This window comes from Flavobacterium sp. H122, assembly GCF_004959765.1.
In the GTDB taxonomy this organism is placed as follows: domain Bacteria; phylum Bacteroidota; class Bacteroidia; order Flavobacteriales; family Flavobacteriaceae; genus Flavobacterium.
The window spans coordinates 139,027-154,898 of the sequence record NZ_SJZD01000005.1 but is presented as its reverse complement, the minus strand read 5'-3'; the positions used below and the strand labels follow the sequence as shown (position 1 = coordinate 154,898).

The 15,872-nt window shown below is 34.7% G+C and carries 17 protein-coding genes; 7 read left to right on the top strand and 10 right to left on the bottom strand.

Annotated elements, in window-relative coordinates:
* Positions 1–48: 48 nt before the first annotated feature.
* Both trxA and EZM65_RS09355 read right to left on the bottom strand, forming a co-directional pair.
* The gene (trxA, locus tag EZM65_RS09360) at positions 49–741 is read right to left on the bottom strand and encodes a thioredoxin (protein WP_136668294.1); all 693 of its coding nucleotides are present in this window, start codon (positions 739–741) and stop codon (positions 49–51) included.
* Positions 742–763: 22 nt separating this feature from the next.
* Entirely contained in the window at positions 764–1,843 is a 1,080-nt protein-coding gene (locus EZM65_RS09355; RefSeq protein ID WP_136668293.1) for a DNA replication/repair protein RecF, read from the bottom strand.
* Between the two features lie 129 nt (positions 1,844–1,972).
* Between EZM65_RS09355 and EZM65_RS09350 the strand changes: the two genes are divergently transcribed.
* The 7 genes from EZM65_RS09350 to EZM65_RS09320 all read left to right on the top strand — a co-directional run bounded on the left by EZM65_RS09350 (position 1,973) and on the right by EZM65_RS09320 (position 8,980).
* Complete coding sequence (locus tag EZM65_RS09350; protein WP_136668292.1) at positions 1,973–2,773, top strand: tetratricopeptide repeat protein; 801 nt, start codon at positions 1,973–1,975, stop codon at positions 2,771–2,773.
* Positions 2,774–2,845: 72 nt separating this feature from the next.
* Positions 2,846–3,334, top strand: coding sequence for a 6,7-dimethyl-8-ribityllumazine synthase (gene ribH, locus EZM65_RS09345; RefSeq protein ID WP_136668291.1), 489 nt, complete (start codon positions 2,846–2,848; stop codon positions 3,332–3,334).
* 248 nt (positions 3,335–3,582) lie between these two features.
* Positions 3,583–4,191, top strand: a complete 609-nt coding sequence (locus EZM65_RS09340) for a DUF6624 domain-containing protein (RefSeq protein WP_248574850.1) — start codon at positions 3,583–3,585, stop codon at positions 4,189–4,191.
* A gap of 82 nt (positions 4,192–4,273) precedes the next feature.
* Positions 4,274–6,136 (top strand): DNA mismatch repair endonuclease MutL, encoded by a 1,863-nt coding sequence (mutL, locus tag EZM65_RS09335; protein WP_136668289.1) that lies wholly within the window; start codon positions 4,274–4,276, stop codon positions 6,134–6,136.
* Positions 6,133–6,963, top strand: a complete 831-nt coding sequence (locus EZM65_RS09330; protein WP_136668288.1) for a rhomboid family intramembrane serine protease — start codon at positions 6,133–6,135, stop codon at positions 6,961–6,963. Before mutL ends, EZM65_RS09330 begins: the two co-directional genes overlap by 4 nt.
* 27 nt (positions 6,964–6,990) lie before the next feature.
* The gene (locus EZM65_RS09325) at positions 6,991–7,872 is read left to right on the top strand and encodes a rhomboid family intramembrane serine protease (protein ID WP_136668287.1); all 882 of its coding nucleotides are present in this window, start codon (positions 6,991–6,993) and stop codon (positions 7,870–7,872) included.
* 58 nt (positions 7,873–7,930) lie between these two features.
* On the top strand, positions 7,931–8,980 hold the full coding sequence (locus EZM65_RS09320; RefSeq protein ID WP_136668286.1) for an endonuclease/exonuclease/phosphatase family protein: 1,050 nt from the start codon (positions 7,931–7,933) through the stop codon (positions 8,978–8,980).
* Between the two features lie 2 nt (positions 8,981–8,982).
* On the opposite strand, the gene EZM65_RS09315 is transcribed toward EZM65_RS09320, so the two are convergent.
* From EZM65_RS09315 to EZM65_RS09280, 8 genes are all read right to left on the bottom strand, one after another.
* Entirely contained in the window at positions 8,983–9,597 is a 615-nt protein-coding gene (locus EZM65_RS09315; protein WP_136668285.1) for a WbqC family protein, read from the bottom strand.
* A gap of 20 nt (positions 9,598–9,617) precedes the next feature.
* A complete protein-coding gene (locus tag EZM65_RS09310) occupies positions 9,618–9,998 on the bottom strand; it encodes a four helix bundle protein (RefSeq protein ID WP_136668284.1) in 381 nt (126 codons plus the stop codon).
* A gap of 37 nt (positions 9,999–10,035) precedes the next feature.
* Positions 10,036–11,598: a signal peptidase I gene (gene lepB / locus EZM65_RS09305; RefSeq protein ID WP_136668283.1), complete on the bottom strand. Its 1,563-nt coding sequence runs from the start codon at positions 11,596–11,598 to the stop codon at positions 10,036–10,038.
* Between the two features lie 83 nt (positions 11,599–11,681).
* Positions 11,682–12,392, bottom strand: coding sequence for a 4-hydroxy-tetrahydrodipicolinate reductase (dapB, locus tag EZM65_RS09300; RefSeq protein WP_136668282.1), 711 nt, complete (start codon positions 12,390–12,392; stop codon positions 11,682–11,684).
* A 12-nt stretch (positions 12,393–12,404) separates the two neighbouring features.
* A complete protein-coding gene (locus EZM65_RS09295) occupies positions 12,405–12,962 on the bottom strand; it encodes a DUF5683 domain-containing protein (protein WP_136668281.1) in 558 nt (185 codons plus the stop codon).
* Positions 12,962–13,861, bottom strand: a complete 900-nt coding sequence (locus EZM65_RS09290; protein WP_136668280.1) for a ParB/RepB/Spo0J family partition protein — start codon at positions 13,859–13,861, stop codon at positions 12,962–12,964. Before EZM65_RS09290 ends, EZM65_RS09295 begins: the two co-directional genes overlap by 1 nt.
* A 28-nt stretch (positions 13,862–13,889) precedes the next feature.
* On the bottom strand, positions 13,890–14,654 hold the full coding sequence (locus EZM65_RS09285) for a ParA family protein (RefSeq protein ID WP_136668279.1): 765 nt from the start codon (positions 14,652–14,654) through the stop codon (positions 13,890–13,892).
* A gap of 161 nt (positions 14,655–14,815) precedes the next feature.
* Entirely contained in the window at positions 14,816–15,697 is an 882-nt protein-coding gene (locus EZM65_RS09280) for an SDR family oxidoreductase (protein ID WP_169051686.1), read from the bottom strand.
* Between the last annotated feature and the right edge of the window lie 175 nt (positions 15,698–15,872).

Here is a 15,872-nt window from a genome sequence, read left to right as displayed (position 1 = left end):
AAAAGCACGAAGAAAAATCTCCGTGCCCTGTATGTTTTATTCTTTAATTTATAATTTCTTTTTCAGGTCTTCTTCAGTTATATAACCTAAGTTTTTCCAGTTTTCTTTTCCGTCTTTGAATAAAATCAATGTAGGCAGACCTTCAATTCCTAATTCCTGAGCCAGTTTTTGGTTTTTGTCAGCGTCGATTTTTACAATCTTAATCTGTCCTTTCATCTCAGTTTTCATTTTTTCAAGATACGGAGCCATTTTTTTACAAGGACCGCACCATTCAGCATAAAAATCAATCAAGACTTTTTTGTCAGATTGAGCCAGTTTTTGAAACTCGGCTAAAGTCATTCCTTCAACTGCTTTTGGTTTTGATAAGCCTTCTGCGTTCCATTTCATGATGCCACCTTCAAGATTGTATACTTCCTTGAAACCTAAATCGCTCAATTTATTCATAGCTTTTGAGCTTCTTCCGCCACTTAAACAATATACATAAACAGGTTTGTTTTTGTCCAGATTCTTAATCTTTGACTCAAAATCATCTCCATTTATATTGATGTTTGCTGCGTTGCCAATGTGCTGCGAAGCGTATTCTTCCGGAGTACGGACATCAATCAGGGTTATGTCGGCATTATTTATTTTTTCAGCAAAAACTTTTGGAGCAATAGTTTCTGAAATGTTGTTGTTTTGTCCTTTGCAACTTGTAAATGCTATCGTTGTAATGCAAATGGCACTTAATAAAAGATTTTTCATTGTATTTGAATTAATATGTAGGTTAAAAATTAAATATTTTATACGATTGATGTGTTTGTTTTACAATGTTTTCTGTTCTTTCAGCATGTGTGTCAGAGATGAATAATTGACCAAATTCATCGTTGTTTACCATGGAAACAATTTGGCTCACTCTTGTCTCGTCTAATTTATCAAAAATATCATCAAATAATAAAATTGGTTTTTCGCCACTCTGTTTCTTTACAAATTCAAATTGCGCTAATTTTAATGCAATTAAAAAAGATTTTTGCTGACCTTGTGAACCAAACTTTTTTATAGGATGACCTTCAATCAAAAAAGCCAGATCATCTTTGTGTATACCAACACTTGTATATTGTAAAGCTCTGTCTTTGTTTATGTTTTCTTGCAATAGTTGTGCCAAAGATGAGTCTTTTAACTGACTTTCATATTCTAAATTTACGTTTTCGGCAGAATTTGAAATAAGTTTGTAATAGTGATCAAAAATTGGGATGAAATCAGCTAAAAACTGTTGTCTCTTTTTAAAGATTTCAGTTCCTAAATCTGAAAGCTGCTCATTATATATATCTAAAGTATCTGCTTCAAAAACTCTGTTTAAAGCGAAATATTTAAGTAAAGCATTGCGTTGGGTCACGACTTTTTGGTACTGAATCAACTGATGCAGATAATTATTGTCCAACTGTGAAATAACACTGTCAATGAATTTCCGTCTGGTTTCACTGCCTTCACGGATTAAATCGGCGTCAGTGGGGGAGATAATCACAAGCGGAATCAACCCTAAATGGTCAGAAAACTTTTCATACAGCTTTCCATTTCGTTTCAGGATTTTTTTTTGTCCTTTTTTTAAACTGCAGACAATATTTTCCAATCGGTCCTGTTTGACAAATTCACCGTCAATTACAAAAAAATCGGTACCGTGTTTGATGTTTTGGACGGATAATGAATTGAAGTAACTTTTTCCAAATGCCAAATGATAAATTGCATCAAGTGCATTTGTTTTTCCAATGCCGTTTTTTCCTACAAAGCAATTGATTTTATGCTCAAATTCGAAATTAGCTTCTTCAAAATTTTTAAAATTGAATAACGAAATCTTTTTTAAGTGCATAAAATACTGATGATTGTTTGATTTTAAGGATAGTTGTTAAAACGCTCGCAAATTATTAAAAATAAAGCGAAAACTTATTTTGTTTTTCAATAAAAATTTTATTTTTGCACCTCACTAATTTTTAATTAAATGGCAACATATAATAAAAGAGGATATAAAGCTCCAAAACCGGAAGCGGAAAAGACTGAAAATTTAGATAACGTAGCAGATTTAGAGCAAAACATTGCAATAGATGAGAAAGATAGTGCTACGGCTAATGTATTTAATACTTTAGACGAAACTGCTAATAAAACGGAAGAGTTTGTTGCTAAAAACCAAAACATTATTTTATCAGTTTTAGGTGGTATTGCATTAGTGGTTGTAGGGTACTTAGCTTATAATAAATTTGTTTCTACGCCTGCAGAAAATGAAGCTGCAAGTGATATGTACCAGGCACAGAAATATTTCCAGCAGGCAGTTGATGCGCCTCAGGCAAATGATTCATTGTTTAAGTTGGCTTTAAACGGAGGTGAAGGTAAACAAGGTTTTGTTGATATTGCTAAAAACCACTCTGGTACAGATGCTGGTAAATTAGCAAATTACTATGCAGGTATGTCTTTTTTACATACAAAACAATTCCAAAAAGCAATTGAATATTTAAGCGAATACAAATCTGATGATGCTTATACTAATGCTTTGGCTTTAGGTGCAATTGGAGATGCAAATGCTGAATTAAACAAAAACGAAGAAGCTTTAGAATACTATGTTAAAGCTGCTGAAAGCAGTGCGAATGAATTAACAGCTCCTCGTTTCCTGTTAAAAGCTGGTCAGTTAGCTTATGCTGATGGCAAAAAAGCCGATGCTTTAAAATATTTTACAGAAATCAAAGAAAAATATGAAGACGCTCCGGAAGCACAAAACATCGATGCTTTAATTGGAATGGCTCAATAAATTAGTATTCAGTAAACCAGTGTTCAGTGAGCAGTCTGAGCACTGAAAGCTGAAGACTGTAAACTGGCAAAAATGGCTACAGCAAATAAAAATTTATCAAATTACGATAAGAATACTATCCCAAACGCGAAAGATTTTCGGTTTGGGATTGTTGTTTCTGAATGGAACGACAAGATAACAGAAGGACTTTTTAACGGGGCAGAAGCGGCGCTTTTAGACTGTGGCACCTTGCCTGAAAATATCATCCGCTGGAATGTTCCGGGAAGTTTTGAACTGATTTACGGTGCAAAAAAAATGATTGAAACACAAAATGTCGATTGTGTTATTACCATTGGTTGTGTAATCAAAGGGGAAACGATGCATTTTGAGTTTGTTTGTGAAGGTGTTACTCAGGGAATCAAAGATTTAAACGTACAGACAGATGTGCCTGTGATCTTTTGTTTGCTGACAGACAACAACGAACAGCAGTCAATTGACAGAAGCGGCGGGGTTCATGGAAATAAAGGAACCGAAGCAGCAATTGCAGCAATCAAAATGGCTGACCTAAGAAAAAAAGCATAAAAAAATATTGATAAGTGTCATTTTGAAACAAAGAAAAAGTCTCATGAAATTATAGACTCTTTCTTTGTTTGAGAATGGCATTTTTTTCTAAATGCTCAATACTTCTTTGACTATTAAACCCATTCCTTTTTTTAAATTTGAATAAAAACCAAAAATGCTGAAACACACTATTATTTTTTTTTTTCTTTATTTTATTTCAGGGGATAATGTTTTCACAGAGTCCGGTAAACATTGAATTAAAAAATAAATTGGACGAAATTCTTAAATCGGACCAGATATTAAGAGAATACTCGAATTCTAACATATCTGAATCCAGAAAAAAAGAAATTTTAAAAATTGTTGGCTGTACTAAAGAAGAATTGGATAAAAATCTCTGGTCAATTGTTAATAAAAATGACTCCATTAACCTTGTAAAGGTTGAGAAAATCATAAAAGAATATGGCTATCCCGGTAAAACTTTAGTAGGAGAGCCAACAAATAAAGCAGTTTGGTATGTTATTCAGCATTCAAAAAAAATACCTGAATATTTTGAGTTAATAAAACTTTCCGGTGAAAAGAATGAGATACCAATGACTTTGGTGGCAACTATGGAGGATAGAATGCTTATGTATGAAGGTAAAGAGCAGATTTATGGAACTCAGGGAGCTGGAAGAATGATATACGATGAAAAAGGGAATCAAGTTTTTTTCAATTTTATTTGGCCGATACAAAATCCTGCAAAAGTTAATGAGCTTAGAAAAAAAGTAGGTTTTAATGGAACGATTGAAGATTATGCAAAAAGTTTAGAGATTCCTTATTCATTATTTACGATGAAAGATTTTAAAAAATTAAAGTTGGTGACTACTTTTAAACATTAAAATTCTTTCCTTTAAAAACCCATTACTTTTCTTTAAATTTGTTTTCCAACGATTTTTTTGGATTCAAATTATAATTCATTTAATGTCAAGTATAATACAATTACTTCCTGATCACGTAGCGAACCAGATTGCTGCCGGAGAAGTCGTACAGCGGCCTGCTTCAGTAGTTAAAGAATTGGTTGAAAATGCTATTGATGCAGGAGCTACTGATATCAAACTTATTTGTAAAGACGCAGGTAAAACACTTATTCAGGTTATCGATAACGGTAAAGGAATGAGTGTGACCGATGCCCGTTTGTGTTTTGAGCGTCATGCCACTTCAAAAATCCGTAAAGCAGAGGATTTATTCGATTTGCACACCAAAGGATTTCGTGGCGAGGCTTTGGCTTCTATTGCCGCAATTGCCCATGTGGAATTGAAAACCAAGCAGGATCAGGAGGAATTAGGCTCGCATCTTATCATTGAAGGGAGTAAATTTGTTTCGCAGGAACCTTCCGTTTTGCCCAAAGGGACTTCTTTTTCAGTTAAAAACTTGTTTTTTAATATTCCTGCGAGAAGAAATTTCCTGAAATCAGATACGGTTGAATTAAAGCATATTATTGATGAGTTTCAACGTGTGGCCTTGGCACATGCCAATATACATTTTACATTGTATCATAACGGCAGCGAATTGTTTAATTTACCGCAGTCTAATTTTCGCCAGCGTATTGTAAATGTTTTTTCTGGAAAAACTAATGAAAAGTTGGTTCCGGTTTCAGAAGATACTGAAATTGTAAAACTGACCGGATTTGTTGGTAAACCTGAATTTGCAAAGAAAAACCGTGGAGAGCAGTTCTTTTTTGTAAATGACAGATTCATAAAGAGCGGTTATCTTCACCATGCAATCATGGCGGCTTATGAAGGCTTATTGAAAGATGGTTCACAGCCAAGTTATTTTTTATATTTAGAAGTTCCGCCACATACTATTGATATAAATATCCACCCGACTAAAACGGAAATCAAGTTTGATGACGAGCATGCCTTATATGCCATTCTACGCTCAGCTATTAAACACAGTTTAGGGCAGTTTAATGTGGCTCCGGTTTTGGATTTTGAGAGAGATGCCAATCTTGATACACCTTATGATTATTTGAATAAAAGTGCAGATATGCCTTTAATACAGGTAGATGCAACTTTCAATCCATTTGCTGCTGATGACGTGTCAGCCAAAAAGGAAACAACATCTGTAAGTTCTTCTTTTAGCTTTAAACCAAAGAAAGAAACTCAGAGCTGGGAAAGTTTGTATGTAGGTCTAAAAGATGCTTTTGAGCCTCAGGAAATGCAGTTTGAATCGGAAACGGTTACTAGTTCATTATTTTCAGATAGCGAAGTTGAAAAGGCTAAAACGGCGACCTATCAGATTCATAAAAAATATATTGTCAGTCCTATTAAATCAGGAATGCTGATTATAGACCAGCAAAGAGCACACCAGCGTATTTTGTACGAACAATTTTTAAAGAATATCACCGTTTTGCAGGCCAGCAGCCAGCAGTTGTTGTTTCCGCTTACCATGTATTTTTCAGGAAACGAATTAGGATTACTAACTGAATTAAAGCCTTCACTGGAAAGCACCGGTTTTGTTTTTGATACTTTTAATTCTGAATCAGTTGTTATTTCCGGTATTCCTGTTACGATGACAGAAAGTGAAGTATCTATAGTTCTGGAAGAATTGATAGCCGATTTGCAGGATGAAATTCCTGAAAGCAGTTTCAGTCAAATGGACAGTATGGCAAAAAGTATGGCCAAGAGTATGGCGGTAAAAACCGGAACGTATTTAACCGAAACGGAGCAGGAAAGCATCGTTAATAATTTGTTTGCCTGCAAGGAACAATCTGTTTCACCATTTAATAAACCAACTTTCATTACGTTAAGTGTGGAAGATATTGATAAAAAATTTAGTATATGATGAATATGACCGAAGCTGTTAAGCAGTTGCTGATAATTAATATTATTTTCTTTGTTGGAGCCAATTTTGTCGGAGATTTTGCCTATCAATTATTATCTATGCATTACATAGAAAATAAGGATTTTAAATTTTGGCAGCCATTGACTTACATGTTTATGCATGCTCCGGTATATAAAGGAATAGCTGGAAATCTAATGCATATTGTTTTCAATATGTTTGCCTTAGTTTCCTTTGGTGCAGTTTTGGAGCAATTTTGGGGATCAAAAAAGTTTCTTTTCTTTTATGTTTCATGTGGATTAGGTGCTTTGGCATTGCATATTGGAATTAACTATATTCAAATTCATTCGTTGATGGATGAAGTCGCAAGTCTTAATTTTACGAAATCTGAATGGCAGCTTATCTTGAATTCTGATTATAGAAGCCTTTTTGATAATAATGGAAAGTTGATAGCCGGTCCTGTGAAAACAATATTAGAAAATGCTCATTGTACACAAGAGCAGTTTAATGTAATTAGCGAGGCAATTTATATCAATAAAGGTACAATGATTGGAGCGTCAGGTGCAGTCTATGGTTTATTAGTGGCATTTGCATTTATGTTTCCTAATGCTCAATTAGGCTTAATGTTTATACCAGTTCCTATTAAAGCTAAGTATTTTGTTCCGGGATTGTTAGCAATTGATTTGTTTTTAGGGCTTAAAGGAAGTTCTATTTTTGGAAGTGGAGGAACTGGAATTGCTCATTTTGCTCACATAGGTGGCGCATTAATAGGTTTTTTAATGATGTGGTATTGGAAGAAAAACTCGTTTAATAATAAGCGTTGGAATTAATATTTGATAACTTTTAATTTTTAAAAGATGAATATTTTACAGGACTTAAAGCAACAGTATAGAATAGGGGATATCGCAACCAAATTGATTTTTTGGAACATTTTACTTTTCATTATTCCGACACTAATTTTTAGTTTGTTAACGTTGTTTCTTGTTCAGATAAATTATTTGACATGGATTGCGCTTCCTGAAAATATTCAAGATTTTTTGTATAAGCCGTGGACTATTATTACGTATAATTTTTTTCACAGCAATTTGTTGCATTTGGTTTTTAACATGATTATGCTCCATTTTGCAGGCCGTATTTTCTCAACTTATTTTACCCAAAAGCAATTAGTAAGTGTGTATGTGTTAGGTGGAGTTTTTGCAGGAATAATCTATATGGTGAGCTATATGTTTTTGCCTATGCTGGCTAATCAAAAAGTTTTACTTGTAGGGGCTTCTGCTTCTATTATGGCTATTGTTTTTGCGACCACTACTTATCAGCCACATATGAATCTGCGTTTGGCCTTGATAGGTAAAGTACAATTATGGCATATAGCCTTGGTCTTTTTAATTTTGGATTTGCTTCAATTGCCTTTAGAAAATACGGGTGGCCATTTATCGCATTTAGGAGGAGCATTATTTGGTTTTATTTATATCAAAGCGCTTAAAAAAGGAACTGATTTAGGTTCTGGATTAAATTGGGTTTTGGATTCCATTTCAAATTTGTTTTCAGAGAAAAAATCTACTCCATTCAAAACAGTTCATAAAAATGCAAAACCGCAGCCTCAGACACGAACAACCAGAGTAGTGACTAAAGATAAGACACAGCAGCAAATAGATGAAATTCTGGATAAAATAAGCCAATCGGGATACGATAGTCTGACTAAAGAAGAAAAAGAGTTTTTGTTTAAAGCGGGTAAATAATTGTCTGAATCAGCTAAAAATCGTTTATTTGTAGTAGTTTTCAATCATTTGATATAAAATGAAGAACCTTTCCTGGTTTAATAAAATTGTTTTTTTTGTTAACATCCTGCTGACAGTGCTGACTTTTTTAGCATATGTACTGCCGTTTTTAGCCCCTAAATGGTTTACATTTTTATCTGTACTTACATTAATACTGCCGTTTTTTTTGATAGTAAACGCATTGTTTTTCTTTTACTGGGTAACCCAGTTAAAAAGACAAATGGTTCTATCCGGCTTGGTTCTTTTAATGGGAATCACTTTCATTAATAAGTTTTATAAATTTTCTTCTAAAGACAGGGAACAATCGGATAAGGATTTTGTGGTTATGAGTTATAATGTTCGTTTGTTTAATCTTTTTAAATGGATTCCAAGAGAAGATGTCCCAAATGATATTTTAAGCTTTGTGAATGAAAATAATCCCGATGTATTATGCATTCAGGAGTATTCTACTTCGGCTACGGCAAATGTTGATTTTAAATTATATCCTTATCAGGCTATTTTTATGAAAGGGAACTTGATTAAGACCGGCAATGCTATCTTTTCAAAATTTCCCATCGTGAACGAAGGTGAAATAACATTCCCTGAATCGAACAATATAGCCTCTTTTGCCGATGTGAAAATAGGAAAGGATATTGTAAGGGTTTACAATCTGCATTTGGAATCCATCAAGATTTCTCCTGACGTAAACGAAATGTCTGAAAATGTGGAAGGATTCAGTCAGGCAAAGTCTGAAATGATTTTTAAACGGATAGGTGAGGCGTTTCAAAAACAGCAGCGTCAAGCGGAAATTTTTGTGGAGCATAAGCGTGAGTGCAAGTATCCTGTTGTGGTTTGCGGAGATATGAATAACAGTGCTTTTTCTTATGTGTACCGAATTGTAAAAGGAAATCTGCAGGATGCCTTTGAAGAAGCCGGAAAAGGCTTTGGACAGACGTACAACTTCAAATATTATCCTGCAAGAATTGATTATATTTTTGCAGACCCACGCATGACTGTGAAAAGCTTTACCAACTTCCCTAATTTTGTCAATTCAGATCATTTGCCAGTGATGACAAGAGTATCGTTGTAGTTTTATAGCTTTTGCTGTAATAAATATTCTTTAGCGTAGCGTCCTTCGTTAAACAATAAATCCAAGATGCTCAAATTGTTTATAAAGCCATGTTTTTCCTCAAAAACCTGTGTATAAGGAGCGGTAATAGTGTTGTCTTTTTTGCCATTAGCCAAAATTCGTAAGTCGTTGAATTCAGGTGCATCGTGAAAATATTCTGTTGTTTTATGATGTTCAAAATTCAAACCGAGACATTTTGAAACAATTTCAATCGTTTCAAAGTTTAAATCCATCAAAAAAGTATGTTTTTTTTCAAAAATAGGAGCGATAGCATCTTCGTAATATTCAAAAAACGGAGAAGTTCTATAAGCCGCTTCTAATGATTTAAAATGCTGCTTTTGCCAGTCGAAAGCAGTTTCCAGGCGGACATTTTTTGTTTTTTGATGTGCTTCCTTACTGTGCTTAACAGGAATGTTCAAAAGCTGAATTCCGTTAGGGCTGTAAATATACATTCGGTTTCTGTTAGTTTGCTTTTGAAAATTATCGTCTACTTCAAAAGTAACTTTTTCAGCCTGCGCAATTGCTGCGAAATGACTGATAGAAGGAAAATATGTAGGGTGTATTAAAATGCTGTTCATTTGGTAATTTGTTGATTTGGTTATTTGGAAACATCAACTGATTTTTCAATTTGATAATTTCTTAAACCATTTAATTTATTAGTAATGCTTTCTAATTGTTGTCTTAAAAAGAAATAGCTTTCTTCATTAAGAAAATTTAATTCATATGACAAAATTAATTGATTTAGTACTTCTACAGAAGAACCAAATGCCATTGTAGTGAAATGAGCTTTGTCTTTATACGATTTCCTTGCTGAACCTTCGGCTATATTTGAACAAATAGAAACTGAAGCCCTTCTTAATTGTGAGATTAAGCCAAATTTTTCACTATCTGGAAATTTTTCTGTAGTTAAGTATATTGCCTTTGAAAATTCTTTAGATTCAATCCAAACTTCTAATTTTTCAAATGAATAGGTATACATAGTTTAAGTCAAATAACCAAATCCACAAATAACCAAATTAAGCTTTTTTCTTCTTGTTTCTATACCAATCAAATCCAAACCAAGCTACCAATGCTATTAAGAAATATTTGAAGTAAGATACTGGCTGACCGTCGCCGCCCACTGTACAGAATAATCTGTCCCAACGTATTTTATCTATAGCTTTAGCCCAAGGAATATTAGGATCAATACTCCACCAGATGAACACTGGCTTTCCTACCACATGATCCATAGGTACAAATCCCCAGTAACGGCTGTCTTCAGAACGGTGTCTGTTGTCACCCATCATCCAATAATAATCCTGTTTGAAAGTGTAGTTTGTGGCTTCTCTATCATTGATATAGATTTTGCCACCTTTTTCTTCCAGTTTATTACCTTCATACACTGTAATAAGTCTGCGGTAAAAAGGTAATGTTTCTTTATTTAGGATTACAGTTTTATTAGCTTCAGGAATATAAATAGGGCCAAAGTTGTCTAAAGACCATTTTTGATTACGAGGAAAAATACTTCTATCAACCTGTGCTGGTGCTGGTGTTAGGTTTTTAATAACCGATTTTATAATGGGAATACTTTTTATTTTTTCAACATTTTCATCAGTTACTGCTCCAAAATAATACTCATTTGGTTTGCCGGTTGCAAGAATACCATCGGTGATTTTTAATTCATTGATTAGATATTCTGCATAAGTATCCAATGGAGAGCCATCAGTGGTAACTAAATATGAATATTGAGGTTTAGCTCTTTCAGGTAATATTAATTTTTTATTGTTTATATATACGAAGCCGCCTTTTATAGAAAGATTGTCACCAGGTAAACCAACGCATCTTTTTACGTAATTGGAACGTTTGTCTTTAGGTTTGTCAATGTGTCTGCCAGAGGTGTCGAAAAATTGATAAACAGTATCTGCAGGCCAATTAAAACATACAATATCATTGTGTTTGATTTTCTGTAAACCAGGCAAACGGAATGAAGGTAATTGCGGTTTGCTTAAATAGGATTTGGCCTTCACAACTATTAAACTGTCATGTACCATGGGCATTGCTATAGCTGTAGAGGGTGTGCGGGCGCCATAGTGAAATTTGCTCACAAACAGGAAGTCACCTACCAATAATGATTTTTCCAAAGAAGATGTCGGGATATTGAAAGGCTGCATTATATACGTATGTACCAGCGTTGCCACAACTATCGCATACAATAATGAAGCAACAGTGTCTCCTGTTTTTGTTGTAGGAACAAGGCTTCTGTCTCTTTTGTATTCTACGTTTTCAAAATAGTTTACATAGTAAATGTAAAAACCCAAAGTAATCACCCCTAATAAGGTGTCTTTTTCTTTGTTTTTACCAAAGCTTCTTAAAGTTTCTACCCAAACTACAATAAACATAATCAGGTTTACAATGGGAATAAAAAGTAAAGCAGTCCACCATGTAGGGCGATTAATGATTTTCATTAATATGATAGAATTGTACACAGGGATAAAGGCTTCCCATGATTTTCTACCTGCTTTTTCATATAATTTCCAAGTTCCCAGTCCGTGAATTACCTGTACGGCTAAGAAAAATATCAACCACTGTAATGCTGTCATTTTGTTGTTTGTTTGCTATATGCTTTAGGCAATAAGCCTTAAGCTGAATTATTAATAATAGTTTTTTGCTTTGAGCATAAAGCTTATTGCTTATTGTTATTGAAAAGAACATCTTTCATAGTGAAAATTCCTTTTTTATCCGCTAACCATTCAGCAGCTATCACAGCACCTAGTGCAAAACCTTCACGATTGTGGGCTGTGTGCTTGATTTCAATTTGATCTACTGTGCTATCATAGAAAATACTGTGTGTTCCGGGAATGTTTTCAATTCGTTTTGCCTCAATATGAATTTGGTTTTCTTTTGGTGTGTCTAAAGTCCATGATTCATAGTTGGAATTTTTAATAATTCCATCGGCTAATGAAATAGCTGTACCGCTTGGTGCATCCAACTTTTGCGTATGGTGGATTTCTTCCATTGAAACTTTGTATTGCTCCAGATTGGCCATCATCTTTGCCAGATAATCATTCAATTCAAAGAAAATATTTACGCCCAAACTAAAATTCGAACCATATATAAATGCTCCGTTTTTTTCTGTACAAAGAGCTGTAATTTCATCGTATTTTTCCAGCCAGCCTGTTGTGCCGCTCACTACCGGTATATTAGTAGCAAAACATTCAGAAATGTTACGCACTGCACTGTCAGGAACACTGAAATCGATGGCAGCATCAGCATTGGAAAGTCCTTCGAAGGTATCCTGACTGGATTTTTTTAACACAATTTCATGACCACGTTCCAAAGCAATTATTTCAATTACTTTTCCCATTTTTCCGTAACCTAAAAGTGCTATTTTCATTTTTTTGCTGGATTAAAATTTGAAATTAAGTGCTAAACCTATATTTTGCTTATTGTTGAAATCGTTCTGCTGCATTTCAGGGCGGACAGTTAATTTGCCATTCACGTTAAATTGCTGTAAATGTGCATCAACATTGGCGTCAATAATGTTTAAAGCATAAAAAGCAACAGTGACAAGTAAAGATAAGTCTCTGTTTTTTTGATGGAATTTTTGCGCCTGAATAAGCTGGTCTTTGCTCAGACTTGAGTAGTCAGGGTTTAAATCTGTTTCGTTCGCAAGACGTTTTTTGTATTCAGTACGATAGCTGTTGTATTTTTTTTGATTCCAAATGTAGGCATAAGTACTTGTACCCATAGCTGCGTAGACAAGAGGAATTTTCCAGTAACTTTTGTTGTAAGCCTGCCCGGCGCCGGGAAGTAAAGCTGAAAAAAAAGCAGCTTTTGAAGGGCGTAACGGGTCAATGGTTGTAGTAACAGTATCGTTAGCAATCAGTTTGACTTCTTCCTGGCCAAATGCCGAAAAATTTCCCAAACTAAAGCTAACGAATACTATGTATATCCAATATTTCACTAAGATTTAATCAATTTTAAAATACGGTTGAAGTCTTCTTCTGAATGAAACGGAATGGTGATTTTTCCTTTTCCGTTGCCGGCTACTTTGATGTCTACTTTAGCACCAAAATAATCCTTGAAGGCTCTTTTCTCTTCATCCTCAACGTCAAAAGGAGCAGTTGTTTTAACAGCAGGCACTTCTTTTACTGTGCCTCCTTCATGATAAGCTTTTACTAAAGCTTCGGTTTCACGGACAGAAAGATTCTGACTTACGATTTTTTGGTAAATTTCAGTCTGAGCATCGTGATCATCAATTGTAATGATGGCACGGCCGTGACCCATTGAAATGAAACCATCTCTGATTCCTGTTTGAATGATTGGGTCTAATTTCAATAAACGCAAATAGTTTGCAACGGTAGAACGTTTTTTGCCCACACGGTCACTCACTTGTTCCTGTGTAAGCTGGATTTCATCCATTAAACGCTGGTATGACAATGCAATTTCAATTGAATCCAAGTCATGACGCTGAATGTTTTCAACTAATGCCATTGTCAGTGATTCGTTGTCATCTGCCAAACGGATGTATGCCGGAACCGTTTTTAAACCTACTAATTTAGAAGCACGTAAACGACGTTCTCCTGAAATTAACTGGTATTTGTTAAAATCAGTTTTACGGACAGTAATAGGTTGGATAACTCCTAATTCGCGAATAGAGGTTGCCAGCTCTTGTAAAGCTTCTTCGTTGAAGTTGGTACGCGGTTGAAACGGATTGATTTCAATAGATTCAATCTCTAATTCAATGATGTTGCCTACTACTTTATCTGCATTTTTATCGGTTACTGATTTGATATCGTTTTCAGGATCTTTCAATAATGCCGATAATCCTCTACCCATTGCTTGTTTTTTTGCCAATGCCATATAATCCTCCTAATACTTATTTACTTGTTTAACTATTTTTCTTGATGATTTCTTCTGCTAAGTGTAAATAGTTGGTTGCTCCTTTGCTGGTTGCATCGTAGTTGATAATACTTTCACCATAACTAGGCGCTTCACTTAGCTTAATGTTACGTTGAATTACCGTTTCAAACACCATGTTGTTAAAGTGTTTTTGTACTTCTTCCACCACTTGGTTAGATAAACGTAAACGCGAGTCGTACATTGTTAACAGTAACCCTTCGATATCTAAATCAGGATTGTGGATTTTTTGTACGCTCTTGATAGTGTTTAGTAATTTTCCAAGACCTTCCAAAGCAAAATATTCACATTGAATAGGAATAACAACAGAATTTGCTGCTGTTAAAGCATTCAAGGTAAGTAATCCTAAAGAAGGAGCGCAATCAATGATGATGTAATCGTATTTGTCAACAACCGATTGTAATGCTTTTTTAAGCATGTATTCACGGTTTTCTTTGTCAACCAATTCGATTTCAATTGCGACTAAGTCAATGTGTGCCGGAATCACATCTACATTAGGTGCCGAACTTGTGATGATGGTTTCTTCAGGAGTGCTGCTGTGTTCAAGAATTTGGTAAGTACCAGCCTCGACACTTTCTACATCAATACCTAATCCGGAAGTGGCATTTGCCTGAGGATCCGCATCGATAAGTAAAACTTTTTTTTCTAAAGCCCCTAAAGCGGCCGCTAAATTGATAGAAGTGGTTGTTTTTCCAACGCCACCTTTTTGATTAGCTATTGCAATGATTTTACCCATTTGATTTTTGAAATTTTGAGCCGTAAAAATACAATTATTTATGGGTTTTGAAAATCTATTTTGTTAACAATTTAACAAAGTTTGAACCTCTTGATTGCAGGTTCATATTTTATCAATGTTTACAGCCTTTTAATTAGTGTGAATGGTAAACTGCTTTTTTTTTATTTATTTCCTTTGGATTTAATCATTGCTTCAAGCATGTCCCAAAGTTCTGTTGGTATGGCTTCCAGAAGATTGAATTGTCCAGCTCCCTGAAGCCATTCGCCGCCATCAATGGTAATGACTTCTCCATTAACATAAGCAGAGAAATCTGAAACTAAATAAGCAGCTAAATTAGCTAATTCCTGATGTTCACCCACACGTTTTAAAGGGACTTTCTTTGCCAGATCGAATTTCTCTTTTAAATCACCCGGTAGTAATCGGTCCCAAGCTCCTTTGGTAGGAAATGGTCCCGGTGCAATTGCGTTGGTTCGGATACCGTATTTTGCCCATTCCACTGCTAAACTGCGTGTCATGGCCAGCACACCTGCTTTTGCCGTAGCACTTGGAACTACATAAGCAGAACCTGTCCAGGCATAAGTGGTTACAATGTTTAGGATATTTGTATTGGTCTGTTTTTTGTCAATCCAATGTTTTCCAAATGCCAATGTGCAGTTTTTGGAACCTTTTAAAACAATATCTATAATGGTGTCCCAGGCATTGGCCGATAATCTTTCAGTTGGTGATATGAAATTACCTGCTGCATTGTTCAGTAATACATCTACTTTTCCGTATTCTTTCAAAACATTGTCAAGCATGGTTTCTACCTGATCATAATAACGCACATCACATTGCAATGCTAGACATTTTCCTTTGGTTTCAGTCTCTAATTCTTGGGCGGTAGCTTTTAGTTTCTCTAAATCACGGGATGTTATGGCTACTTTCGCACCAAGTTCCATAAAATATTTGGTCATCGCTTTTCCCAAACCGCTGCCACCGCCGGTTACAACAATGACTTTGTCTGCTAAAGCATTATCTCTAAGCATTTTTGCTGCTAAATCCATAGTTTTTAGTTTTTTGAATGAGAAGTAAATTTACTAAAATTATTATGTAAGAATTGAATGATTTAGGAAGTGTACGATTCAATTTGAAGAAAAAAAATAAAAAAAAATATAGTGTCCCAACCTTTTGTGTGAAATTGCACTCTTAAGTAAGTAAAAGGTTGAGTTTTTTGATAAT